At 44.7% G+C, this 23,821-nt stretch carries 21 protein-coding genes; 10 read left to right on the forward strand and 11 right to left on the reverse strand.

All coding sequences use genetic code 11. The features are described 5' to 3' along the window. Positions 1-37: 37 nt before the first annotated feature. The gene (locus tag AC6RGY_RS14910) at positions 38-817 is read right to left on the reverse strand and encodes an enoyl-CoA hydratase/isomerase family protein (protein ID WP_499864278.1); all 780 of its coding nucleotides are present in this window, start codon (positions 815-817) and stop codon (positions 38-40) included. A 114-nt stretch (positions 818-931) separates the two neighbouring features. Here AC6RGY_RS14910 and AC6RGY_RS14915 point away from each other — a divergent pair, with 114 nt between their 5' ends. After that, positions 932-1,858 (forward strand): NAD(P)/FAD-dependent oxidoreductase, encoded by a 927-nt coding sequence (locus tag AC6RGY_RS14915; RefSeq protein ID WP_499864280.1) that lies wholly within the window; start codon positions 932-934, stop codon positions 1,856-1,858. Between the two features lie 223 nt (positions 1,859-2,081). Here the strand turns inward: AC6RGY_RS14915 and AC6RGY_RS14920 are convergent, their stop codons facing one another. The 3 genes from AC6RGY_RS14920 to AC6RGY_RS14930 all read right to left on the reverse strand — a co-directional run bounded on the left by AC6RGY_RS14920 (position 2,082) and on the right by AC6RGY_RS14930 (position 6,671). Then, positions 2,082-2,273, reverse strand: coding sequence for a hypothetical protein (locus AC6RGY_RS14920; RefSeq protein WP_499864281.1), 192 nt, complete (start codon positions 2,271-2,273; stop codon positions 2,082-2,084). 182 nt (positions 2,274-2,455) lie between these two features. Further along, positions 2,456-3,361, reverse strand: a complete 906-nt coding sequence (locus AC6RGY_RS14925; RefSeq protein ID WP_499864283.1) for a hypothetical protein — start codon at positions 3,359-3,361, stop codon at positions 2,456-2,458. A gap of 217 nt (positions 3,362-3,578) precedes the next feature. Then, positions 3,579-6,671: an efflux RND transporter permease subunit gene (locus AC6RGY_RS14930; RefSeq protein WP_499864285.1), complete on the reverse strand. Its 3,093-nt coding sequence runs from the start codon at positions 6,669-6,671 to the stop codon at positions 3,579-3,581. Between the two features lie 208 nt (positions 6,672-6,879). Between AC6RGY_RS14930 and AC6RGY_RS14935 the strand changes: the two genes are divergently transcribed. Beyond that, the gene (locus tag AC6RGY_RS14935) at positions 6,880-7,443 is read left to right on the forward strand and encodes a PadR family transcriptional regulator (RefSeq protein WP_499864287.1); all 564 of its coding nucleotides are present in this window, start codon (positions 6,880-6,882) and stop codon (positions 7,441-7,443) included. 343 nt (positions 7,444-7,786) lie between these two features. Continuing rightward, a complete protein-coding gene (locus AC6RGY_RS14940; protein ID WP_258840054.1) occupies positions 7,787-7,993 on the forward strand; it encodes a cold-shock protein in 207 nt (68 codons plus the stop codon). Positions 7,994-8,054: 61 nt separating this feature from the next. On the opposite strand, the gene AC6RGY_RS14945 is transcribed toward AC6RGY_RS14940, so the two are convergent. Continuing rightward, positions 8,055-8,675: a histidine phosphatase family protein gene (locus AC6RGY_RS14945; protein ID WP_499864289.1), complete on the reverse strand. Its 621-nt coding sequence runs from the start codon at positions 8,673-8,675 to the stop codon at positions 8,055-8,057. Positions 8,676-8,911: 236 nt separating this feature from the next. Here AC6RGY_RS14945 and AC6RGY_RS14950 point away from each other — a divergent pair, with 236 nt between their 5' ends. The 3 genes from AC6RGY_RS14950 (at position 8,912) to AC6RGY_RS14960 (ending at position 11,544) form a co-directional block, all read left to right on the forward strand. After that, positions 8,912-9,694 carry a YheC/YheD family protein gene (locus AC6RGY_RS14950; RefSeq protein ID WP_499864291.1) on the forward strand — a complete coding sequence of 261 codons (783 nt, stop codon included), beginning with the start codon at positions 8,912-8,914 and terminating at the stop codon, positions 9,692-9,694. Positions 9,695-9,825: 131 nt separating this feature from the next. Then, positions 9,826-10,530, forward strand: a complete 705-nt coding sequence (locus tag AC6RGY_RS14955) for a YheC/YheD family protein (protein ID WP_499864327.1) — start codon at positions 9,826-9,828, stop codon at positions 10,528-10,530. Between the two features lie 252 nt (positions 10,531-10,782). Beyond that, complete coding sequence (locus AC6RGY_RS14960; protein WP_499864293.1) at positions 10,783-11,544, forward strand: YheC/YheD family protein; 762 nt, start codon at positions 10,783-10,785, stop codon at positions 11,542-11,544. Between the two features lie 110 nt (positions 11,545-11,654). Here the strand turns inward: AC6RGY_RS14960 and AC6RGY_RS14965 are convergent, their stop codons facing one another. Both AC6RGY_RS14965 and AC6RGY_RS14970 read right to left on the reverse strand, forming a co-directional pair. Next, a complete protein-coding gene (locus tag AC6RGY_RS14965) occupies positions 11,655-12,413 on the reverse strand; it encodes a MerR family transcriptional regulator (protein WP_499864295.1) in 759 nt (252 codons plus the stop codon). A gap of 66 nt (positions 12,414-12,479) precedes the next feature. Beyond that, positions 12,480-13,712: an NADH:flavin oxidoreductase/NADH oxidase family protein gene (locus AC6RGY_RS14970; RefSeq protein ID WP_499864297.1), complete on the reverse strand. Its 1,233-nt coding sequence runs from the start codon at positions 13,710-13,712 to the stop codon at positions 12,480-12,482. 476 nt (positions 13,713-14,188) lie between these two features. Between AC6RGY_RS14970 and AC6RGY_RS14975 the strand changes: the two genes are divergently transcribed. Then, on the forward strand, positions 14,189-16,045 hold the full coding sequence (locus AC6RGY_RS14975; protein WP_499864299.1) for an SBBP repeat-containing protein: 1,857 nt from the start codon (positions 14,189-14,191) through the stop codon (positions 16,043-16,045). Between the two features lie 134 nt (positions 16,046-16,179). On the opposite strand, the gene aceA is transcribed toward AC6RGY_RS14975, so the two are convergent. From aceA to AC6RGY_RS14990, 3 genes are all read right to left on the reverse strand, one after another. Next, the gene (aceA, locus tag AC6RGY_RS14980) at positions 16,180-17,466 is read right to left on the reverse strand and encodes an isocitrate lyase (RefSeq protein WP_499864301.1); all 1,287 of its coding nucleotides are present in this window, start codon (positions 17,464-17,466) and stop codon (positions 16,180-16,182) included. 49 nt (positions 17,467-17,515) lie between these two features. Next, on the reverse strand, positions 17,516-19,126 hold the full coding sequence (gene aceB / locus AC6RGY_RS14985; protein WP_499864303.1) for a malate synthase A: 1,611 nt from the start codon (positions 19,124-19,126) through the stop codon (positions 17,516-17,518). 496 nt (positions 19,127-19,622) lie between these two features. Next, complete coding sequence (locus AC6RGY_RS14990; RefSeq protein ID WP_499864329.1) at positions 19,623-20,729, reverse strand: M24 family metallopeptidase; 1,107 nt, start codon at positions 20,727-20,729, stop codon at positions 19,623-19,625. 177 nt (positions 20,730-20,906) lie between these two features. On the opposite strand from AC6RGY_RS14990, the gene AC6RGY_RS14995 reads away from it, so the two are divergent. Continuing rightward, a complete protein-coding gene (locus AC6RGY_RS14995) occupies positions 20,907-22,466 on the forward strand; it encodes a Na+/H+ antiporter NhaC family protein (RefSeq protein WP_499864305.1) in 1,560 nt (519 codons plus the stop codon). 192 nt (positions 22,467-22,658) lie between these two features. Further along, positions 22,659-22,823, forward strand: coding sequence for a hypothetical protein (locus AC6RGY_RS15000; RefSeq protein ID WP_499864306.1), 165 nt, complete (start codon positions 22,659-22,661; stop codon positions 22,821-22,823). A gap of 150 nt (positions 22,824-22,973) precedes the next feature. Here the strand turns inward: AC6RGY_RS15000 and AC6RGY_RS15005 are convergent, their stop codons facing one another. Further along, complete coding sequence (locus AC6RGY_RS15005) at positions 22,974-23,189, reverse strand: helix-turn-helix domain-containing protein (protein ID WP_499864308.1); 216 nt, start codon at positions 23,187-23,189, stop codon at positions 22,974-22,976. A 197-nt stretch (positions 23,190-23,386) separates the two neighbouring features. Between AC6RGY_RS15005 and AC6RGY_RS15010 the strand changes: the two genes are divergently transcribed. Next, positions 23,387-23,821: ParM/StbA family protein (locus tag AC6RGY_RS15010; protein WP_499864309.1), on the forward strand; the 435-nt coding region annotated here is incomplete at its 3' end.

Genomic DNA, 23,821 nt, shown 5'->3' on the forward strand with positions numbered 1-23,821 from the left:
GCCTATTCATCAAGAAGGGAAGAGGTGTCATGACCGTTTAGTCACCTTGAAAGTGGGGTTTTCGTTTTTCAACAAAGGCAGTGATCCCCTCACGAAAATCATGCGATTTCCCACGAATCGACTGGGCTTTAGCTTCATTCTGCAGGACAGTTTCCAAGCTGTTCTCGAAGCTACTCATCATCATGGCTTTGATTTCACCTATGGCTTTTGTAGGTGCTTGTGCCAATCGAGTGGCAAACTTCTCTGTTTCCTCTTCCAGCGTGCCTGCTGCTACTACCTTGTTCACGAGTCCCAGCTGGTGAGCTTCGCCTGCATCTATCGTTTCTCCCAAGCTAGCCAACTCCATCGCGCGACTTAATCCCACAATGCGCGGAAGGAAAAACGATGTACCCGCATCCGGAACCAAGCCAATATTAATAAAAGCCATGCTATAAATAGATTGATCAGTCGCGATACGAAAGTCACACGCTAATGCCACTCCTAAACCTGCCCCCACTACTGGCCCATGAATAGAAGATATCGTTGGCTTTTTCATGTTCGCCATCTTTAAAATCAAGCGATTGTATGTTTTTTCTAATTCTTCTCCGATGTTGATATTTTGAGAGCTCATTACGATCTCTTTCACATCAGCTCCAGTAGTAAAAGCTTGTCCATCACCCGTTAAAATAATGGCACGCACCTCTTCATCCTTCTCGGCCATTGATAGCACTTCAAAAACCTCTTCATGCATCTGCCGATTAAACGCATTCATCGCCTGTGGACGTTGAAAGGTGATCTTAGCAATTGTTCCATTCTTCTGATAGGAAATTGTATCCATTCTCTCTCCCCCGTCTCATGAAATGCTATCTTTCTTTATATACTAAGGGTAACATCGTACCTTATTCTTATTATACCATAATTTTCTTACTGTCCAAAAAAGGGGTTTATAAAAGTGGAGCATTCCTTTTGCGATATTGCCATTGTTGGGGGTGGACCAGGTGGCTTAAGTAGTGCCTTGATTCTTGGTCGCACCGGCCGTAAGGTGATCCTGGTTGATGAAGGTAGACCTCGTAATGAGGTTACATGGGAATCACACGGTTTTCTGACACGAGATGGTGTCGATCCCTTTCAGTTTCGTCTCATTGCTCGCGATCAACTACGCACCTATCCCAATGTTACGTTTGTACAAGGAAAAGTAAGTGCAGTCCATAAAGAATTACACACTTTCCTCCTTCATCTCGCTACAGGGCACTCTTTTAGAGGGAGAAAGATCATCTTTGCCACTGGAATGGTGGACCACCTTCCGTCTATTCCTGGTCTCGCGGAAGTGTACGGAACTTCTGTTTTTCTCTGTCCCTATTGCGACGGCTGGGAGGTTAGGGGACAATCGATCGCTCTCTTCGGAAATGGGGACTCACTCTTATCCTTCACCCGCTTGCTTTATGAATGGAGTCATGATCTCATCGTTTTCTCTCACGGTCCTGCCTCTCTCTCCTCCAGTGAACGCTATCAATTGGAGAAACGACATATCTTCCTGATCGAAGAACCTATCGCCACTCTTCACTCCCATCAAGGATACTTACAAGAAGTGATCTTGCAAAATGGTGACGTCATCCCACGCCGTGCGGGATTCCTCCTTGACACCCATGCGACACAAGCATCCCTCATTCCTTCCCAATTGGGGGTGAAGCTTAATGCAAAGGGTCGGTACGAAACATCCGAGCATGGTAAAACAGCCATCGCTGGCCTCTATATAGTAGGAGATGCCGTCAATACCTTTACCGGTCTAATTGGAGCTGCTGCTGAAGGCTACGAAAGCGGTGTCGCTCTTCATCACGAGATGGTAGAAGAAGATTGGAAGGAACATTTCACAGAGTAGAATCGATTGTTAAAAACAGACAAGCGCGGATTCCCGCTAAATCAAGTCCCCGTCTTTTCAACCGTACAAAAAAGGACTGGATTTGCTCGCCAGAGTTTTACCCCAACAAGTACTCATCCAATCCTCATCTTAAACATTGATGTCAGTCTTATGCGAACGACAATCCGATCAAATCCACTTCGTCCTAGAGACCCGTCGAATCCTCCAAGCATGGATCAACCTCTTACTTTCTCTGCTCATTCTGCGACTCCATACTCTTCACTGGACCTGACTGCTCCAGTGAGTATTGAATGGCTTCATCTTCGCTATGAATAACTTCTTCACCATCGCTATCCACTGATTCTGCATTATTGATACCTTGCTGGTTTTGTTCAGATTGTGCTTGACACTCATCAATCCTCTTTTTCTTTTCCACTTTCCTTTCCTCCTCACTAACTGTGAAAACTTATCCCTGTAAATAAGAGTAATTTATCCAATATGATAATGATCTATGTAGGGGTTAAAGAAAGAGCCCTTCTCCTGATGATCTGATCCATGAAAAAAAGCCAGTCCCAAGAAGAGAGCCTCTTAGAACTGGCTTTGGCTAGCGCCTATCCTTTAATTAGACGAATAGTCGTATTCAAATTGTGCATAAACAGGATTGTGGCCGGAGAGGTTATTGCCCTTCTCATCCACAAATACACCCGTTACATACTCGTAATCACTCACATTTAATTCTAGATCATCTCCACTGCGGAAAAAGATCTTTTCAATCGTATCTCCTTCTACCGCCTCTGCACCCTTCTCTGGGATTACACCACCGTTTTCAATCTCCGCCCAAGCATCAGAGAAACCAGCATCGATGAAGCGATACAGATGATCTTTGTACCGATCATGATAGTAAGTGCTGTTAAAGTCTCCTGTGATGATCACCGCATTCCCTTCAGACCACTGTTCCACTTTCGAAAGCACTTGCTTGAAGTTCTTGTTTTTCGCCTTTAAGTCTCCACTTTTACGGGATGCATCAGCATGAATATTATAGATATCAATAAAAACACCTTCGCTTACTTCGTGGCGAGCAAAAGTAAATCCTTTGGGTGTTAAGCAATCGCTCCCGTTACTAAAATAACCGTAGCAATCATTCCATTCCTTGCGTTTAAAATCATCAAACTCGAAGTTGGACAAACGAGTCAGGCCGTCTCCCACGCCTGTCCCAAATCCAAGCAAACCATCATGTTCTGAAATATACGGATGCTCCACCTCAGAAACAAGTTCGTCATGATAATTAAAATCCTCTTGCAAGGTAACGATATCATACTCATTTAGTTTGGGACTAATAAGTTCGGTGTACTTGGATGGCTTCGAGCCTGAAATTGGCTCCCACAACCCGGCAATATTGTAATTGAGAAGATCAAATGATCCCTTTACTTCCTTCGTTTCAGATGGAGTTGCTGTCACTGACAAAGGAGCCAGGGTACACAGCAGAACGGTTAAAAACAAGCTGACAACCGACTTCTTACTCACCTTATCACTCTCCTTCTATATATTAGTTGCACTTTTCCACTAAAAAAGAAGTACATACTCAGCCTAACATGTATTTTTTAAAATTTATACATCCCTCTCTTTAAAGTAAGTTAACAATTAGAAAGCGTTTTCAGATCCTTTCATTCGATTAAACCAACAAAGGGAAGCCGGATCAAATCCCTGCTTCCCTTTGTATTACAACTTATTCACCTGTTCTCTATTCACTCGTATTTGTCGAAGCCATTTCTCTTTTGACTTGTTGGAAGTAAAACAGTTCATAGATTACAGGAATAATGATGAGCGTGAGCAAGGTGGAAGTTGTCAGCCCTCCAATCACGACCACTGCCAATCCCTTAGAAATCAAGGTGCCAGAAGAAGTGGTAAATGCAAGTGGGAGTAGGGCTGCAATTGTAGCAAAAGCCGTCATCAAGATCGGACGCAAACGTGTTTTTCCAGCTTCCATTAATGATTCACGAATGGTTAATCCCTTTTCACGGTTTTGCCCTACACGGTCCACCAATACAATCGCATTCGTCGTAACAATCCCGATGAGCATGAGCAGTCCAATCATCGCACTAACTGACAAGGGCTCCCTTGCAATAAATAAACCACCAATCGCACCGATCGGTACAAAAATGAGGGAGGACAACACAATAAACGGAATACGTGCCTGGCCAAAGGTAATCAGCATCGTTAAATAGACCAAACCAATGGCCACAATCATTGCCAATCCCAATTCACGAAACGTTTTTATCGTCTCTTCGCTACCACTGCCCGCATCGAGAGAAACGTTGTCCGGTAAGTCTACATTTTCTTTGACCTGTTGAATTACGTTTTGTGATACCTGCTGGACATTATTTCCCTTGACTTGACCGGTTACTTGCGCAAAAACTTCCCCATCTAGTTTTTGGATCGAGGCCACACGTTCCACTTCTTTTACTTCTCCTACTTCAGATAGCGAAACCATACCGTTCGTAGTCGGGAATTCAATTTCTTCCAATTCATCCCTAGCCATCACTGGCTCATCATAAGTAAGTTGCAATGCCTGTTTTTCACCCATGAAATCAAAGTCTTGGAGAGATACAGGACGAGTCAGATCCGCAACCAATCCCAATACCATCGTGTTGGACACACCGAACTGCGATGTCTTTACTGGGTCTAACTCCACCAACCATTGCTTCTGTTTATCTTGTAAATTATTCTGGATCTCTTCTACCTCATTTAAAGACAACATATACTCTTCCACGCGAGCGGACGCTTCCTGTAAAGCGTCTAAATCCTTAGAGTAGAGGTTGATATCCACATTGGTATTAGTCGGGGGTCCACCTGATTGCATTTCTTGCAAGGAGACAACACCTTTATCCGTATAGGATTGAACGATGTTCTCTATCTCTTGCTCCAAGGTAGCAATCTCACTTTGGATCTCGACGCCATCTTTTAATCCGATGAAGTATTCCACTTTATTCTCACGCTGTAAGCCGCTCGTATAATCGCGTGCACCAACACCGGTGGTGACCGTCTGTATCGCATCTTTCTCTGCGAACATCTCTTCTATCTTTAGCGATACTTCATGGGTTCGTTCCAATGGTGTCGAAGAGGGCATCTCTACAGTGCCCACAATCGTTTGTTGCTCCTCATTAGGAAGAAAAGTAAAACCTAGAGTAGGTACCACCGCTAACGAACCTATCAATAGCAATAAGGAAGCAGTGATCACCCAACCTTTTCGCTGTAAAAGCGAACGAATGATACGTAGATATATCGTCTGCAAGTGGCCTTCTCGCTCTGCTTTCTGCTCTTTCTTAAAAGAGAATCTACCAAAGATAGGAACTAGCGTAACCGATACCAATAGGGAAGCGACTAAGGCAGAGACCACAGTAAAAGCGAATGGGCGAAAAAACTCACCAGTAATCCCTCCCACAAAGGCTAAGGGGAGAAAGACCACCGCAGTCGTAAAGGTGGATGAGACAATCGCTTTTAATACCTCTCGGGTAGAAGAGGCAATCAATTCATTTTGATCCTCCTCTCCATCCCGCAAGCGCATGCGACGAAAGATGTTTTCAATCACGACAATGCTATCATCCACCACTCGTCCAACGGCGACGGCCATCCCACCCAATGTCATGATGTTTAATGTAATATTTTGCTGATCCAAGAAGATCGCCGTCATCACGAGCGATAATGGGATCGATGTGATAGCAATCACCGTTGCTCGGAAGTTACGTAAGAAAATCAGAACGGCTAGGGAGGCAAACAAGGCACCCAACAATCCTTCTCGAATAAGCGTAAAGACCGATTCTTTAATTCCAGTGGCCTGATCAAAGCCAATCTTATACTCTACCTTGTCAGAAAAACCCTCCAACACCTCGATCACTTCATCCGATACTTCAACCGTATTGGCCTCTTGCTTTTTGGTCACTGCTAACATTAGGGAGCTCTTTTGATTAAAACGCGTGATTTCTTCGCGTTCACTTTTCGGCTCGATCGTGGCGATATCCCCCAACGTCACCACAGATGGAGCCGATCTTTCTTGTTCTTCAGGATTCACCGTACCAGAAGAGAGGTCATCTTGCTCAGATGTTGAACTTACAAGAGAAATCGCTTCTAACTCTTCCATGGAACCCAATTTTTCTTCTACCCTAACCGGTACATCGATTGTCTCACTCTCGACAGAACCAGCAGGAAAAGAGAGAAATTTATGATTAATCGCTTCCTTCACTTGAGTTAATGTAAGACCCGCTCGCGCTGCTTTCTCTTTATCCACCGTGATGGTCAGCATTTCTTCCTTATTTCCTCCGATGGACACACTTCCCACACCCGGAATCTTGGTCAGCTTTGGCTCTATCTCCTCTTCATATACCTTCTCTAGTTCCGTTCCTTCTTTCGCAAATAAGGAGATGCTATAGATGGGAAAGGAACCAAAAGAGAAACTATTGACGTTGAGCTCTGCTTCCTCCGGAAGGTCTGCTTCTTGAATGATCCCTTCCACTTCTTGCTTCCGATCCTCTATATCTGTATCAAAAGGAAATTCAAGATTAAGCATCGCCGTACTTTCATAAGAAGAACTCTGCACTTTCTTTAGATCCGCAAGATTCTCCAACTTAGATTCCAAGGGACCTGTCACTTGCTCCTCAACATCCTGCGGAGAGGCTCCTGGGTAAACCACTTCAACGGAAAGTTGCGGAAATTCAATATCTGGCAAGAGGTCAACTTTTAGGTTTTGAAAAGAGAACAACCCAGCAATCACGAGTAAGACAGCGAAGATCATGACTGCCACCCAATTCTTCAAAGAAAAGCGCGTAAGAAAATTCATGCTCCTGCTCCTTTCACTTTTTATAGAAAATTTCCAAAGATAATTTTATATGTGCAAAATCTCATATGTGCAAACTCATTATAGCAAGTCCGCTTCTGTATGACAATGAGAAAAAACAGCAAACTTTGTACCTGACACTCTTTTTCGATAAACTAAAAAGGGGAAAAATCCTATATTCTTAGTTTGATCGTAAGAAAGGAAGTTCAATATGTCCTTACGCTTTGCTTTGCTAGGCTTATTATCAAAGAAACCGGCGACGGGTTATGAACTGCATCATCAATTTAATGAGACAATGGTTTATTATTGGCATGCACATCACACACAAATTTATCGTGAGTTAGGCAAGATGGAGGCGGAGGATCTGGTTCGTTCAGAGGTGATTCCGCAATCGGCTCATCCCAATAAAAAGCTTTACTCTCTTACCCTTACAGGAGAGCAAGAGTTACAGCAGTGGCTACTGGAAGAGGGAACCCCTCCCCCTAGTATCAAGGACGAATTTTTATTGCGTGTAAAGGTCCTTCACCTTCTTCCTTATGAAGAAGCTCTTCAATTACTAGGAGAGCAGCAGCAAGCTTTTCAGTATGCCTACGAAGGGACAAAGAAATGGCAAGAAGCCTATTTGCAGGAGAATGATCCGCTACATACAGAGGACTTTGGTGATTACTTCACATCCGAATATGGTATTCGCTATGCTGAAATGCGGATTCAGTGGTGCGATTGGGCGATGGAATATCTTAAGCGTAATAAGGAGAAAATGGAGACAAAAGATTAACGTTTTGCCTCTCCATCATTTCGTCAATCGCTCCCTCTCATTCTGAAGGAACTCCAGTTTCCCAATTTCCTTTCTTATGTTCTTCTCTTCTCATTGTATCTGAGCCAAAACTCTCATAAAGTCAGGGTTTGAGAAGCTACCTTTATTTCCTCACGACTTCTTTTTTACTTCGGCTTTGCAAAAAGAAAATGAACGTGCTATAATGTAGTTGGTTGGACGTATTGATATATATTGCACACACAGTGCAAAGGAATATAGTCCCGACATTATAAACTTTTGCACTGTGTGTTCTTATATTGAAGATATGGTTCCCAACAATTATATTCTTGGAGGTTTCACATCCATGATCGAAGGTACAGTTAAATGGTTTAACTCTGAAAAAGGCTTTGGATTCATCGAGGTAGAGGGACGTGACGATGTATTCGTACACTACTCTGCTATCAACACTGAAGGATTCAAAACCTTAGAAGAAGGCGAGCGCGTCAGCTTCGAAATCACCCAAGGGAACCGTGGTGACCAAGCAGCCAATGTTACAAAGCTCGGCCGCTAATTCTTAAACCACTAAAGGGCGATTGACTCTATGTCAGTCGCCCTTTTTCATTTTCTCTTTTTCATAATGGATCACTTGAGTTTGTTTCTTCCATTGGGGAGGAAATGAGTTCCCATTGACTCCCATCCCAATCCGCAATCACCTTGTCTCCGTTGGGAATAGAGAAGTTCCAAAACGTGAGTGGGTCCCGATAAAGCACAGCGGATGCAAACCACCGAATAGGCCCTCCATGACTGACAACAATAATCGTCTCTTTTAACGAATGAGCGGTAAGAACGCTTTCCAACCATTGGGACAGTCGCGTCGCCATCTCCTCCAGTGTTTCCCCCCGTGGTGGGGAGACATGCCACGGATCATCCATCCAGCAAATAAGCCACTCTCGATCACGATGAACAATCTCTTCTACAGTTAACCCTTCCCACTCACCCAGCGAGAATTCACGTAATTGAGAAGCTTTTCGCAGTATCAAGTGAGGATGAATTCGCTTAATGGCAGCGGCTGTCTGTTCTGCTCGAACTAAATCACTGCAATATAACCCTGTTACTTCAATCTCAGTAAATGTGGCCGCGATGCGTTCCACTTGTTGCATCCCTCTTGTCGTTAGTCCAGTTTGACGTTGACCTCCATACCTTCCTTGCTCATCGTCTTCACATTGTCCATGCCTAACCCAGATAAATCGCATCCCCTTCCCTCATTTCCCCTCCGCATCGAAAGATATCCCACCCTCTTTCTGATCCTTCTCTTAAGTATATGGGAACATCGTCTGAAAATTATGGTTTACCGAAGATAAAAGGACAGCTTTACGCGCTATAAAGGGACAAAAATCTACTTTCCTCATTCGATAGTTACCTATACGGGAAATCTTCTCTCTGAGTAAGATATAGAAATGTCCGTATAACGAAAAAGAGGAGAAAAAAGATGGCGACAAAAGGTCCCTTTTATAAAAGTAAACAATTGCAACATCAACTATTGTCCAGCGATCCGATTACAGCTCCTCATATCCCTCAAACGTTGCCCTATAGCCGCGAGAATCTCATCAGGATGCTAAGAACTTATCCGTTTATCTATATTAAGCCTGATGGCGGTGGACGAGGAGCTGGCATTATACGTGTCGATCGTGTCCAATCTGGGAATGATCAGTACTTGATGCGCACACCCACACAATCTGTCCACTCTCCTAAGCTTCCCAAACTACTAGAGACGCTCGATGACCACATGGGTTTCACCCCTTATGTCATTCAGCAAGGAATCAAGAGTCTAACACGAGAGAAAAAACCTTTTGACTTACGTATGCATACGGTGAGAGTTCAGAATAAATGGGTGGTAGGGGGAATTGTCGGAAAGGTCGCTTCTATAGACCACATCGTCACCAACCGACACAGTGGAGGACTCCCCGTCCCCATTACGAACATCCTTATCGAACACCTTGCTTGTTCAGTGCAAGAACGAGTCGCCTTGTTTCGCAAGCTAAAATCACTTTCTCTTGAGGTTTCCAGAGTAATCCATACCGTCTACCAAAGAAATAATCGCTTAGGAATTGATGCAGGCATTGATGAGAATCACCATATCTGGATCTTCGAAGTCAATACGACACCTGGCACACTCGTCTTTCGCGCATTAAAAGAAAAGCAGATGTATGAACGCATCCAAACCCTGCACCGTCGGGCGAAGCAACCTCCCTTTATTAGAAAAATTTTTTGATAGATAGAGGATCACCACCTACACCTTTTCTACTAATAATGAGTAGAATAGTAGAAAGAGATATGGAGGTGATTTAAGCAATGACACAAAAAAAACGATATAAAGCCAGGCAAAAGAGTAAGCTATTACAAATGAGTCTTCTCTCCCGCCAATCTACCACTCGCCCCTACACTCCCGAATCTCTACCACTTAATCGCAGGAACCTTACCAATATGCTTGAAAAATATAGATTTATCTATCTAAAGCCAAATGGCGGGGGACAAGGGAGAGGTATCGTTCGTATCTCTCGGGACAAGCAAGGTATTTATCGCGTTCAGACAAAAAGTAAAAAAAGGAGATTTAAAGATAAAGAAAAGTTATATCAATTCCTCAGTGCCTCTCGGAGAAAAAAAATGTTGCAACAAGGTATTGTAAGCCTGACAAAGAAGAAATACCCTTTTGATCTACGTATTCACACGATACGAAAAGGTCAGAAATGGATTGTTGCAGGTATCGTAGCCAAAATAGCTACTCGGCGTCATCAAATTGTAACCAATCGTTCTAGCGGGGGAAAGCCTATTCCCGTATCAGATCTTTTTAAGAAACATTTAGGTTATTCACCTAAGAAAAGAAAACAATTGACCTCGCAAATCAAGAAACTATCCGTCACAGCATCGAAAGAAATGGGGAAAGCTTATCCCACCGTTAAACGTTTAGGGATAGACATGGGGATCGACCGACAGGGGAAAGTTTGGTTTTATGAAATCAATACAACACCTGGAATTCATGTCTTTCGTGTATTGCCCGATAAAAGGGCTTACTACAAAGTCCTTCGTCTAGAAAGGCAAAAAAGATAATCTCCCCCTCTCCTCACTAAAGAATCCAGACTCCATATCTGAATAATAGCAAGGGCAAAATGCTAATCTATCGTTACTATTTTAGGCATTTATAATCACCTAAATACCCCTAACCATCCTACAGCCCCCTCTTCTAGATAGACGCCTCTTAACCTTCCGAAAATGGTCTTCCATCCTCCGTGCTCCCCCTATACAACTATCCTTTACCTTGAATAGCATAATGGTAAACAAGCACCCAAAGGAGCTAGGTGGATGGATAAGACTATAAGTAAGCAGCAGCGAAAATGGCGCGGGAAAATGTATCAGAACAGAAAACTATCTGAAAATTCTTCCACTAGTCCATATATTCCTGCTGTCTATCCCTATTCTTGGGCAAATCTAATGAAAATGTTAGACAAGTTTTCATTCGTCTATCTTAAGCCCGAAGTCGGTTTTCAAGGAAAAGGCATTCTCCGTATTGACAAACATCCCTCTCAGTATCGATTACGATCCATTGATCGATCCTATATTTGCAAAGATCAAAAAGGGTTAAAGAGATCTCTCCAAGAAAACATGACTAACCAATCTTATATTATTCAACAGGGAATTAAGAGTGTTACTCACACGGGAGAGCCGTTTGACCTGCGCATTCATACCGTTCGATTAGGAAAAAGGTGGGTAGTTGCTGGAATGGTAGGAAAGATAGCCCCTGCAAACTATATTGTTACCAATCGACACCGAGGAGGAAAGCCGACTCCTATGAACAAAATCTTAACCAAACATCTTCAATGTTCGGACGAAGAGAAAGAGCGGGTCTTTCAAGATGTAAAGCGGTTCGCAGTCGAGGCTTCCAAAGTGATGGGCCGTCTCTATAACCGAACCCGCGCCTTTGGTATTGACGTGGGTATTGACGGCGATAAACGGGTGTGGTTTTATGAGATTAATTCGGCTCCGGGCATTTGTGTTTTCCGGCAATCTCCTGATAAGAAAATGTTCAAACGCGTTGTACGCTTACACCGACGGGCATATGCATAAGGTTCAAAAAGCTACCCATAAAAAGGGTAGCTTTTATTTCTCCTATCCTCACGTCATTCTTGCACAGGTAGATTTGTCGCTAGTTAGATTCTTGTATTCCTCCGTCGCGCTCACACCCGTTCATCGCAATAGTAATGCATCGCTTCTTGTAGAAATTGGGCCAATCCTGTTTGATACCGATCGATGTTCTTCGTAAAACGTTCATCTTCTACATACAGGTCACCTAGTCCACGGAAGATGCCTAGCGTACAATCATAATAGTGAGAAGTAATGTGGTTTCGCCATTGATCGATCAGCTGTTGCACTTCTGGATCACGTGGACCTGCTTCCATTCGTGCGGCAATTTCTCGATAGATCGTATCCGCTTCCCCCATGATGTTTTGCCAATCTGCGTCGTTGTACTTCTGGGTTCGTTGTTCCGTTTTCTCTACGATCTCCCTTCCATACTTCCGCTTGGCCTCTTCTGAATACTTCTTTTGATGCTCTTCGATCGCACGCTGATCCAACCCGCGAAACATCTCTTCCTTTTTCATTGCCTTGCCCCCTCTTATGGCTAATAGCGTCTTATCCACCGTTTGTATCATGACTTCCATCCGCTGTTTCTTTGCTAGCAAGCTTTCACGATGAAGGCGAAGCGTCTCTTCGCGATCAAAATCCGATCGGTCTAGAATCACTTTAATCTCTTCTAATGCAAACCCCATTTCCCTAAAAAACAAAATCTGCTGTAGACGCTCCAAGTCTTCATCAGTGTACAAGCGATAGCCTGCGTCTGTTTTGGCTGCTGGCGTTAACAATTGTATTCGGTCATAGTGGTGTAGGGTACGGATGCTGATTCCTGCCCATTGTGCCACCTCTCTTACCTGATACACCCTTTCTCCTCCTCTCTTCTATAGCGTAGACCCTGACATAACGTCAGGGTCAAGGGGAAATGCGCCTTATTTACTCCTTCTTTTTTGAAATACCTGCAATCCTTGTGTATAAAGGGTTTGTAGGAGAAACAGGAATCCTTGCGGAGTCTGCTTCGTTTCTTTCCCTTGGGCAATCCGTTTCATCTGATGTTCATACCACATATTCTCTAGCAGAGAAACTTCATCTAATTTCTTTACTCCCGTTCGGATCGGCTCCAATTGTAGGGATTGAAATTCACCTGTGGCAATCTGACGTGGAATCGCTGGATGAAGAGCAAAGGGGCGTGCCATGCCGATTAGATCCACCGCACCACTCTCCAAAGCAGAAACCATCCCCTCTACAGAGCGGAAGCCACCGGTCAACACCAAGGGTGTATCCACCTGTTTCCGAACCTTTTCAGCAAAAGATAAGAAATAGGCCTCGCGCTTTCTCGTACTCTCTTTCACATCACGCTGCATCATTTTCGGATTCTCATAGTTTCCGCCCGAAACCTCGATAAAATCAATGCCCTGCACAGAAAGTATCTTCACCACTTCGATTGATTCTTCTTCCGTAAAGCCTCCTCGCTGAAAATCGGCTGAGTTAAGCTTTACGCCTACTGGAAAGGTAGCACCTACTTCCTCTCTAACCGCCTGGTACACTTCCAACAAGAACCTCATTCGCTTTTCCGAAGATCCTCCCCAGTCATCTGCCCGCTGATTATGATGAGGAGATAAAAACTGGCTAAGTAGGTAGCCATGCGCAGCATGAATCTGTACGCCTGTAAAACCTGCTTTTTTGGCTATACCGGCAGTAGTAGCAAAACGTTGGATCAACTCCATGATCTCTGACTCTTCCAATGCACGAGGTGGAGCAAAATACTTTCCCACCTTCCCTTTGAGTGGGATGCTACTAGGGGCAACAGGCTCTTTACTCAACGCTTTTGGCACCTGTTTTCCGGGATGATTGATCTGCATAAATAGACTCGCTCCACCCTTGGTTCCTGCAGCCGCCCACTCTTGTAGCAGGGCGAAATCCCGTTCATCTTCAACCACCACATTGCGCGGCTCACCCAATGCCCTGCGATCAATCATCACATTCCCCGTCATGACCAGTCCCGCTCCACCGTCAGCCCATTGACGGTACAGCGCTACATGTAGAGGGCTAGGACGGTGATCCACCGTCCCTAAAGCTTCACTCATCGCCGATTTAAAGAAGCGATTCTTAATGGTTACCCCCGATGCGAGCGTTATAGGCTCAAACAACGATTCCTTTTTCATCATACATCCTTCCTCTCTGCCTTAATGTTTATCTGTTTATACATTTAAACGCTATGATTGAAGGATATCATTTATTGCCCTCTATGTCTGTAGTGATAAATCAATGTCCTCATTTCAAGAATTCATATTCCAAAAAGAGAAGAATATAATCAACAAAAATGAGTGAAATCAGTAAATGGGGTATCATCATGAAACAACCTGGTTTTTACCCGAAAGAACAACGGACCGTCTCTAGTCCCACTGAAAAAGCTCTTTTTCCCCTCCAATTTCATCCTTGTAAAGAACCAGACGCCTTCGAACATGGAATCCACTACTTATCATACGGAAAATATTGCTGCTATCTCTTTTACTCAGACAGACTACAAATCCTTCCTCTTGCCATGGAAAACCCACTTTTCTCTCACTCACCACCGATCACTCTACGATTTCTTAATGCCCTTCCCACACCTACCATCCATCTTCAGAAAACTCCCTCAATGCAAAACAAGAACGGACCCCCATCTTGTGCAGAACTAATCTACCGTCAGCTATGGTCAGGCATTGATATGCGTATAACAGGGAATTCATCACAATTAAAATATGAGTTCATTTTACAGCCCGGGGCACAGATCGATGACATCCATCTGCGCTATGAATCCGTCAAAGAAATATCCCTGAATGAGAAGGGGGATCTCTTGGTCTGGACATCTTCTGGCGTTCTGTGCGAAAAGAAACCCATCAGCTTTCAACCAACAGGGAAAATCGTTGAGACCATTCCCACCCGCTTTTCCTTATGCAAGGATGGAACCATCCGTTTTCATTTAGAAAAGCCATACTCTCCCTCTCTACCACTCACCATTGACCCTATCATGTTTTATGCAACTTATCTCGGTGGGAATGCTAACGATGGATTAGGTAATGGCATTGCCGTCGATTCCCTTGGAAATGCCTATGTAACAGGCAGAACAGATGCCACCAATTTCCCCGTCACATCGGGTGCCTTTCAAACGATGATCGCTAATAGCAGCTCAGATGATGCCTTTATTAGTAAACTGAATCCTATGGGTTCCTCGCTCCTCTATTCCACTTATCTCGGTGGAAGTGGCAATGATGAGGGAAATGGCATTGCTGTTGATTCATCCGGGCAAGCATTTGTCACAGGAAATACACCTTCCACCAACTTCCCCATTACAGCAAATGCCTTGCAAACAACGTTGCCCGGCGCCACGCAAGCTGCTTTTATCACACATATCAATGCGAGTGGAACTTCGCTTATCTACTCCACTTTTCTCGGTGGAAATGGGAATGATAATGGATTGGGTATTGCCATTGATACCGACCAACAAGCTTATGTAACGGGGTCAACAGAATCAACCAACTTCCCCATCACTTTAGCTGCTTTCCAAACAACCTTGGGAGGCATCCAAGATGCTTTTGCCTCCAAACTAAATGCTACTGGCTCCTCCCTTATTTTTTCGACCTATCTCGGCGGAATGGGCAAAAGTACCGGAGCGGGCATTGTCCTTGATTCTACCCGAAATACCTATATCGCAGGAGCTACGGACTCAACGGATTTCCCGATCACCCCCAACGCCTTTCAAACCCTTCTATCCGGTAGTACCGATGCGTTCGTTACCAAGATCAATGTTGCTGGTTCTTCCCTTGAATATTCTACCTACCTCGGGGGAAGTAGTGTTGACGTTGCCACTGGTATCGACCTTGACAATCGCCGCTTTGCCTATGTGACAGGGCAAACGAGTTCCACAGACTTCCCGACATCAGTGGGAGCCTTCCAAACAGCCTTCTCTGGGGTACTTGATGCGTTTGTCAGCAAGCTGGACCCAACCGGACAATCCCTCGTTTACTCTACTTATCTTGGGGGTAGTGATTTTGACGCAAGTCAAGGAATTGCCGTCGATTCCTTCGGCGCAGCATGGGTTGTCGGCGGGACAACATCAACCAATTTTCCCCTTACCCCTGATGCTTTTCAAAGACAGTTTTTAGGTTTTTCTTCTGTGTTTTTAGCCCAACTAACCTACTCTGGACGCGGATTGGCCTTCTCCACTTTCTTAGGCGGAACACTGGCCCAAGCCGCCTTTGATATTACCATTAACAATAAGGAAGAAGTGTTTTTCACAGGGTCCACAGCTTCGACTAACTTCCCTGTAACATCCCAAGCCTTCCAAAAGCAACTTCGTGGTGCATCAAATTCCTTTGTTGTTAAAGTGGGTCCACTCACTTCCGTTGGAGCAACCGGTCCCACAGGAGCGACAGGAGCTCGCGGGCCACGAGGACGACGCGGCCCGCGTGGTCCCAGAGGGGCAAGAGGGATCTCTGGAACCAGTGAAATGTAAAAGTCCGCTAACGAAGGAACTTGTGGCATCATGAATGAACACTAATGGTCGTATCATGTAATGGATATAGAGAACAGCAAAAAACCCGTCAGTGAGTAGACTGACGGGTTTTTCTTATTTCATCTTTCTTTTCCTTATACGCTAAATTGCTCTTCTTCCGTCGATCCAGACAATGCCGTAGTGGAGGATTTTCCACCGGAGACCGCTTGTGCTACTTCATCAAAGTAGCCAGTTCCCACTTCGCGTTGGTGACGGGTAGCGGTGTAGCCATCCACTTCACTATCAAACTCAGCTTGTTGCAGTTCCGAATAGGCAGCCATTCCCGTATCTTTATATTTACGAGCCAATTCAAACATGCTGTGGTTTAGGGCATGGAAACCTGCCAAGGTAACGAATTGGAACTTGTAGCCCATTTCACCGAGACGATGTTGGAACTCAGCAATCGTTTTGTCATCCAGCTTTTTCTTCCAGTTGAAGGAAGGCGAGCAGTTGTAAGCAAGCAATTTCCCTGGGAATTTAGCATGGATCGCATCAGCGAAACGTTGCGCTTCTTCCAAGCTCGGCTCAGAGGTTTCACACCAGATAAGATCTGCATACGGAGCGTACGCCAACCCACGAGCGATAGCCGTATCGAGGCCATTTTTGATGCGATAGAATCCTTCCGGTGTCCGTTCACCCGTGATAAATTCATGATCACGCTCATCCACATCACTCGTGATAAGTTGTGCAGCGTTAGCATCTGTGCGAGCAACGATAATGGTCGGTACGCCTGATACGTCAGCTGCCAGACGAGCAGAGACCAAGTTGCGAACGGCATGTTGGGTTGGGATTAACACTTTTCCGCCTAGGTGACCACATTTTTTCTCAGATGCCAATTGATCTTCGAAGTGAACACCTGCAGCTCCCGCTTCGATCATGCCTTTCATCAATTCAAACACGTTGAGTGGACCACCAAAACCTGCTTCTGCATCCGCTACGATTGGAGCAAACCAATCGATGTCATCTTTTCCTTCGGCATGATGAATTTGGTCCGCACGTTGCAATGCTTGGTTAATCCTCTTCACCACTTGTGGCACACTGTTTGCTGGGTACAAACTTTGATCAGGATACATTTGCCCGGCATTGTTAGCATCCGCAGCTACTTGCCAGCCACTTAAATAGATCGCCTTTAGACCTGCTTTTACTTGTTGCATCGCTTGGTTACCGGTAAGAGCACCCAAAGCATTAATGTGATGTTCATTATGAAGAAGTTCCCATAATCGTTCAGCACCGCGACGTGCTAGCGTGTGCTCGATTTGTACAGAACCACGTAAGCGAACAACATCTTCTGGACCATAAGCACGTTCAATCCCTTTCCAACGTGCATCTTTCCCCCAGCTTTCTTTCAGTTGCAATGCGTCGCGTTCTTTTTGATTATTCATTTCATTCATCCTCTCTCATCATTTTGGTATAGGTCTTTTTTTCACTCTTTTATGCATTTAGTAATTCATAACCAGGGACGGTTAGAAACTCTTCAAACTCATCTTGCTCAATCAGTTGGAGGAAAAGACGACGGGCTTCCATAAACTTGGCCTTCTGACCATTCTCTTCGCCCATCTCCTCATTAATTTTGGCAAGCTCTTCATCTAATACTTGTGTACACAGCTCCAAGGTCACCTTACGCCCATCGCTCAGTTTTCCTTCTGGGTGGCGAATCCACTGCCATATTTGAGCGCGCGAGATTTCAGCCGTCGCTGCATCCTCCATCAAACCGTGAATGGCTACTGCTCCAAAACCACGCAACCAGGATTCAATATACTGTACTCCTACATTAATGTTGGTTCGCAATCCTTCCTCGGTGATGGTTCCTTCAGGTATCGCTACCAGTTCGGCTGCATCAGCTTTTACATCAGGGCGTTGCTTCTCAATTTGATTAGAAGTTTTCATCACTCGATCAAAAACTTCCATCGCCACCGGCACCAATGCTGGATGTGCCACCCAGGTCCCATCGTGACCATCGGTTGCTTCTCTTTCTTTATCTTGGCGTACTTTCAAAATGGCTTCCTCATTCTTAGCAGGATTATTTTTCACTGGCACTTGTGCTGCCATTCCGCCAATCGCCGGTGCTTTGCGGCGATGACAGGTTTTCACTGTTAGAAGGGTATAAGCACGCATGAAAGGTACGGTCATCGTCACTTGGGAGCGATCCGGCAAGATCACTTGCGGATCTTTGTGGAAACGCTTGATGTAGCTAAAGATGTAATCCCAGCGTCCACAGTTTAGACCCGCCGAGTGTTGACGCAACTCATATAAGATTTCATCCATTTCAAACACAGCAGGAATGGTCTCAATGAGCACGGTTGCTTTAATCGTTCCTTGACGAATTTTTAGCTCGTTTTGCGCAAAGACGAACACATCATTCCACAAACGGGCTTCTAAGTGACTTTCCAGTTTCGGTAGGTAAAAATAAGGTCCAGTGCCCTTGCTCAAGAGCGTTTTCGCATTATGATAAAAGTAAAGTCCAAAGTCAAACAGGCTAGCTGATACGGCTTTCCCGTCGATGAAAAGGTTCTTCTCTAACAGATGCCAGCCACGAGGGCGGACCAACAAGGTAGCAATCTTCTCGTTCAGCTTATATTGCTTGCCCTTCTCGTTGGTAAAATCAATGGTGCGATTAATCGCATCGCGCATATTGATTTGACCTAGCAAACTATTTTCCCATGTCGGCGAATTGGCATCTTCGAAGTCAGCCATAAACATTTTAGCACCCGAGTTGAGCGCGTTGATGACCATCTTGCGATCACCTGTTGGACCCGTGATTTCGACACGCCGATCTTGTAAATCATGTGGTAGTGGGTCCACATTCCATGATTGTTCCCGTATCCATTTGGTTTCTTCTAAAAAATCGAGTTTTTCACCCGCATCTAATTTCAATTGACGTTCGACACGCTTCTGTAACAAAGATTCGCGCCGATCGGAAAATTGCTTTGCTAATTTTTCTACGAATTGGATGGCACCTGGCGTTAATATCTCTTCAAACCCAGGATGCATCTTTCCTTTGATCTGTACATTGGCCGGGTAGGAAGACGTTTCCGTTGTCACGTCTCATTCCTCCTTGCGTATAGGCTAGTTGGTTACTGTTTAATAACAGATCTCTTTTCCTTGGTTGTATTATAGTACAGTGGCTTTCGTTTTGACAATACTTTTTTTCATTTTTGGTCGATTTTTTTCGTTTAATTTTTTCATCGGCCAAACGAAAATAGCGCTATCCCTTATTATATAAAGGATAGCGCTATTTTTCTCCCCAGTGCTAACTGTTATGATACAGTACAATGAAAAAGAAAGATTTGCACGCTGCATTCTGGCTGGGTTACTTTCTTTTATCATGACAGGTTTACTTTTTCTCTAATAGGGTACCTAATTAGTGCCCTTAATACAATCTGGATCTTCTGCACTGCCTAGAAGCCGTCATGGTCCCACATCTGGGATGAAAGCAGACTGCGTAGGAGATTCAGCTTCCCTTGGTATAAAAAAGACCACTAAAAAAGTGGTCCCTATTTGGAGCTATCTGCCTTCATCCTATCGTCTACTATCTCGACTACTTAGCATGAACAATCTGGAGCTCTTTTGGAAAAGCGGTAAGGCAACGGTACCCATCCGATGTGACAACCACATCATCCTCGATACGAACTCCACCCACACCCGGTATGTAAATGCCTGGCTCAATGGTGAATGTCATTCCTTCTTCTAATACAAGATCGCTCTTCTCATGGATCGAAGGAAATTCATGGACGTCAATACCCAAACCATGGCCTAAACGATGCGGGAAATACTCACCATAGCCGGCCTTATCAATGATGGAGCGAGCCAGTTGATCCAGCTCTCGAATCGGAACTCCAGGTCGACAAGCCTCCAAAGCGGTTTGTTGCGCGTGAAGAACGGTCTCATAAATCTCACGTTGTTGCTCGCCAATGGATTGAAAGGAGACTGTTCGCGTAATGTCCGAGCAGTAACCATCTAGGACGACACCCATGTCAAATAGAACCAGATCCCCCGCTTGGAGCGTATTTTGACCAGGACTCCCATGCGCCGCACCTGCGTTGGCACCAAACAGCACCATCGTAGAAAAAGACATTTGTGTAATCCCTTTTTTCTTCAATTCATATTCGATTTTGGCTAGCACCTCCATTTCTGTACACCCTTCATGGAGAGCTTCGACCCCAATTTGAACGCCAAAATCGGCCCATTTGGCTGCTTCCTGCAAGATGGCCAATTCATCCTTTGCTTTTACCATCCGTAGCTTATGCATCTTTTCTTCTAGTGAATGAAAAGATATACCTGGGAAGCGATTCATTAATTTCTGCGCACGAGCAAATGAAAGCTGCTCTTCTTCGATCGCCACCTGCGTGGGATTCGTTATACCACGCTCTTTTAATGCACTCTCGATTAAGTCCCATGGATTATCGGTATCCTCATGTCCGATGATGTCTCCATTCCAACCTGACTCTCTCGCTTGGTGAGCATCCATCGCGGGACAGACCAATATCGGAGCGAAATTCGGGAAGACCAGCAGTCCTAACAACCGCTCGTGGGGCGTACAATAAAAACCAGTAAGGTAATATACATTGGCTGTCGAAGTAACCAGCGTAAAGTCGATTGATTTTTTATGCACCCAATTTGATAGTTCTTCCAACCTTGATTTTATCATTTATTTCTTCATCCTTTCTGTTTATAATGAATTACAAGCTACTATAGCGAGATAGATCGCGATGAGTTATTTCGAATAAATATACAGCCCAACGAATGTATTGCTCGTTTCTTTGGAAGCTCGACTGCTCATCCTCCTATCCGCATACCCTCATTTTAATAAAGGAGTGTCACGATGGAAAGTTCCTATTTATCATTGTTACCACCATTAATTACACTGGTATTGGTATTCCTCACACGCCGCGTACTACTCTCTCTCGGAGCAGGGATCTTATTGGGAGCCCTATTACTAAGTGATTGGATGATCGGCGAAACCTTTCTCTTGATATATGAAAGCTTTAAAAGCATTATCATCGATGATGGTGGATTAAACACCTGGAATATGTATATCATTTTCTTTGTCCTTCTGATGGGCATTTTAAGCGCATGGATTACACTCTCAGGCGGTGGAGAAGCTTTTGCCAGATGGGCGCTAAAAAAAGCAGACACCCGTAAGAAAACACAACTCATCCCCTATTTACTCGGTATCATTATCTTTTTTGATGACTACTTCAACACATTAATTGTGGGGAATGTGAGTAGGAAGATTACCGATAAACAACGAATTTCACGTGCGAAGTTAGCCTATCTCATTGATTCTACTTCGGCTCCCGTCGTGGTCATGATGCCCCTTTCCAGTTGGGGAGCGTATATCATCGCTTTAATCGCTGGAATCCTCGGGGCTACACAAATCACGGACTATACAGGACTGCAAGCGTTCTTGCTCGCCATCCCATCGAACTATTATGCGATTGTAACGCTACTCCTTCTCTTAGCCGTCATTTTATTCCAATTAGACATTGGTCCGATGAGAAAACATGAACAACGCGCCATGGAAGAAGGTGTGCTGGTCAATCCTGAACAGGGAGAGGCTCCTGGTCATCAAGAAAATCTTCCTTCCAGTGAACATGGCAAAATAGGTGACCTCCTCTTTCCTATCATCGCCTTAATCATCGGTACCATAGTCTCCATGGGTTGGACAGGCATGAACGCCAGTGAAGGGGAAATCTCTCTTCTAACCATTCTAGAAAACACCGATGTCTCCGCTTCGCTTCTCTATGGGGCTCTCTTTGGAGTAGGTGTCTCGCTTCTCTCCAATCTGATGCGTAAAGTGAGCGGAAAGCTTATCGTCAAAGGAACGTGGGCTGGTCTTCGCTCGATGTTACCCGCTGTCTATATTCTTTTTCTCGCTTGGATGATCACCGATATCATCTCCCAACTGGGAACGGGAGAATACCTTGCCGGCTGGATCGATCAAACCATGTCTCTCTTCTGGCTACCGCTGGTTCTCTTCTTGTTTGCTTCACTCATGGCATTTGCGACAGGAACTTCTTGGGGAACCTTTGGGATTATGCTCCCCATTGCCGGTGAAATTGTGGCAGCGACAGACCCGATGTATATGATTCCTGCCATAGGTGCCGTATTAGGTGGATCGGTGCTGGGTGACCATTCCTCCCCTATCTCCGACACCACCATCATGTCTTCCACCGGGGCTGGCTGTGTCCATATCGACCATGTGACGACACAAATTCCCTATGCAATCTTGTCTGGACTGGTGGCCTCCATTGGATATATCGTGATGGGACTTACCGATAGCATATGGATCGGACTTGGGGCAAGCCTCATCGGCTTAGCACTACTCGTCCTTATCCTTCGAGCATGGGTAGGTAAGCAATCCCCTTCCCCACAAGGATAAAGAAACCTATAAAAAGACGGATGGCCCAACACATCGTGAAGGGGCCCATCCGTCTTTTTTCTTTTACGCTGTACACATTTCTAACTCTCGCAGTTCCTTGATGGTGTTCACAAGTGAACTCCCTTCATGAGTGTCACTTCGTCTATAGACGAATAGGATAAAGAAACCTTATCTTCATTGGAGGGAATCACATTGGATGAATTTCAAACAGAGGGATATCAACAACAATCGTATCAAGAAAATCAGCAACAACAGCAAGGCAACCTGTTGCAGACATTGCAACAGTGTGCAACTACATGTGAACAAATGAGTTATATGATGCCATCAGGACTTACTGGATTAGATAGCAGTGTTTAGCCCTATTTGCGACATTAAAAACCTGCTACACGCTGGGAAATATCGCTCTGCCGTTTGCAGTTCGTTTGCAGTTCGTTAGCAATACAACAGCCACCCAATCGGGTGGCTTTTTTGATTCATACACTCAAATACAATTGAATAACTCATATATCACTTCTGCACCTGCTCGTACAACTCAAACAAAGTAACATTCAATACCTGACATATCCGATACAGGTAATGAACCGAGGGATACACTTTCCCTCTCTCCCAGCGAGATAATATTGTCGAAGATGTACCTATTTGTTCTGCCAACCACTTCTGCTTTATGCCTCTTTGTTCTCTAATTTCACGGATTTTAGGTATGTAATGATACTTCGTCTCCATCAAGATCACCTATTTTAACTTTCGTTGTACATAAGCATTTAACCTTTCCACCTTTTTGCACTTTTTTTTGAGCAAAAAAGTCTATTTTAATTTGAGACACATATCATGGTATTACCAAGGGATGAAAAAAGATTGTCCCACAGGGGGAATTCATCCCATGGTCATACCAAGGTATCAACATCAGAGGAGCGAGCATCATGATATTGGGCATCGATGGCGGGAACGAGCGGGTGAAGGTGTATGGCGGGAGTACGGGATATGACTCCTTCCTCGCCGATATTGGGGAGTATCGCGAACTGAAGCTGAAGAACCAACACGGCGAGGATGACATGGTGTGGGAGTATGAAGGGAAGAAGGGGTTTGCAGGAAGCCTCGCCCGTTGGGAATCAGAACTCGGTGGATCAACGAAGGGCGGGACGAAGGCACATTTTGATGGGAAGATGAGAATTCTCTTCGCTGTTCATCGCTGGTTCAATCGCGCAATCGGCAATTCGGCTAGGATCGTGGTCGGTCAGCCGATCGAGCGTCACACAGATGAGGAAAAGAAGAAAATCATCGAGATGCTTCAAGGGTGGCATGAGCTGACCATCAACGGAAAGAAGAAAAAGTTCCACATCAGCGAGGTACGTGTC

The sequence above is a fragment of the Mechercharimyces mesophilus genome (assembly GCF_059818345.1).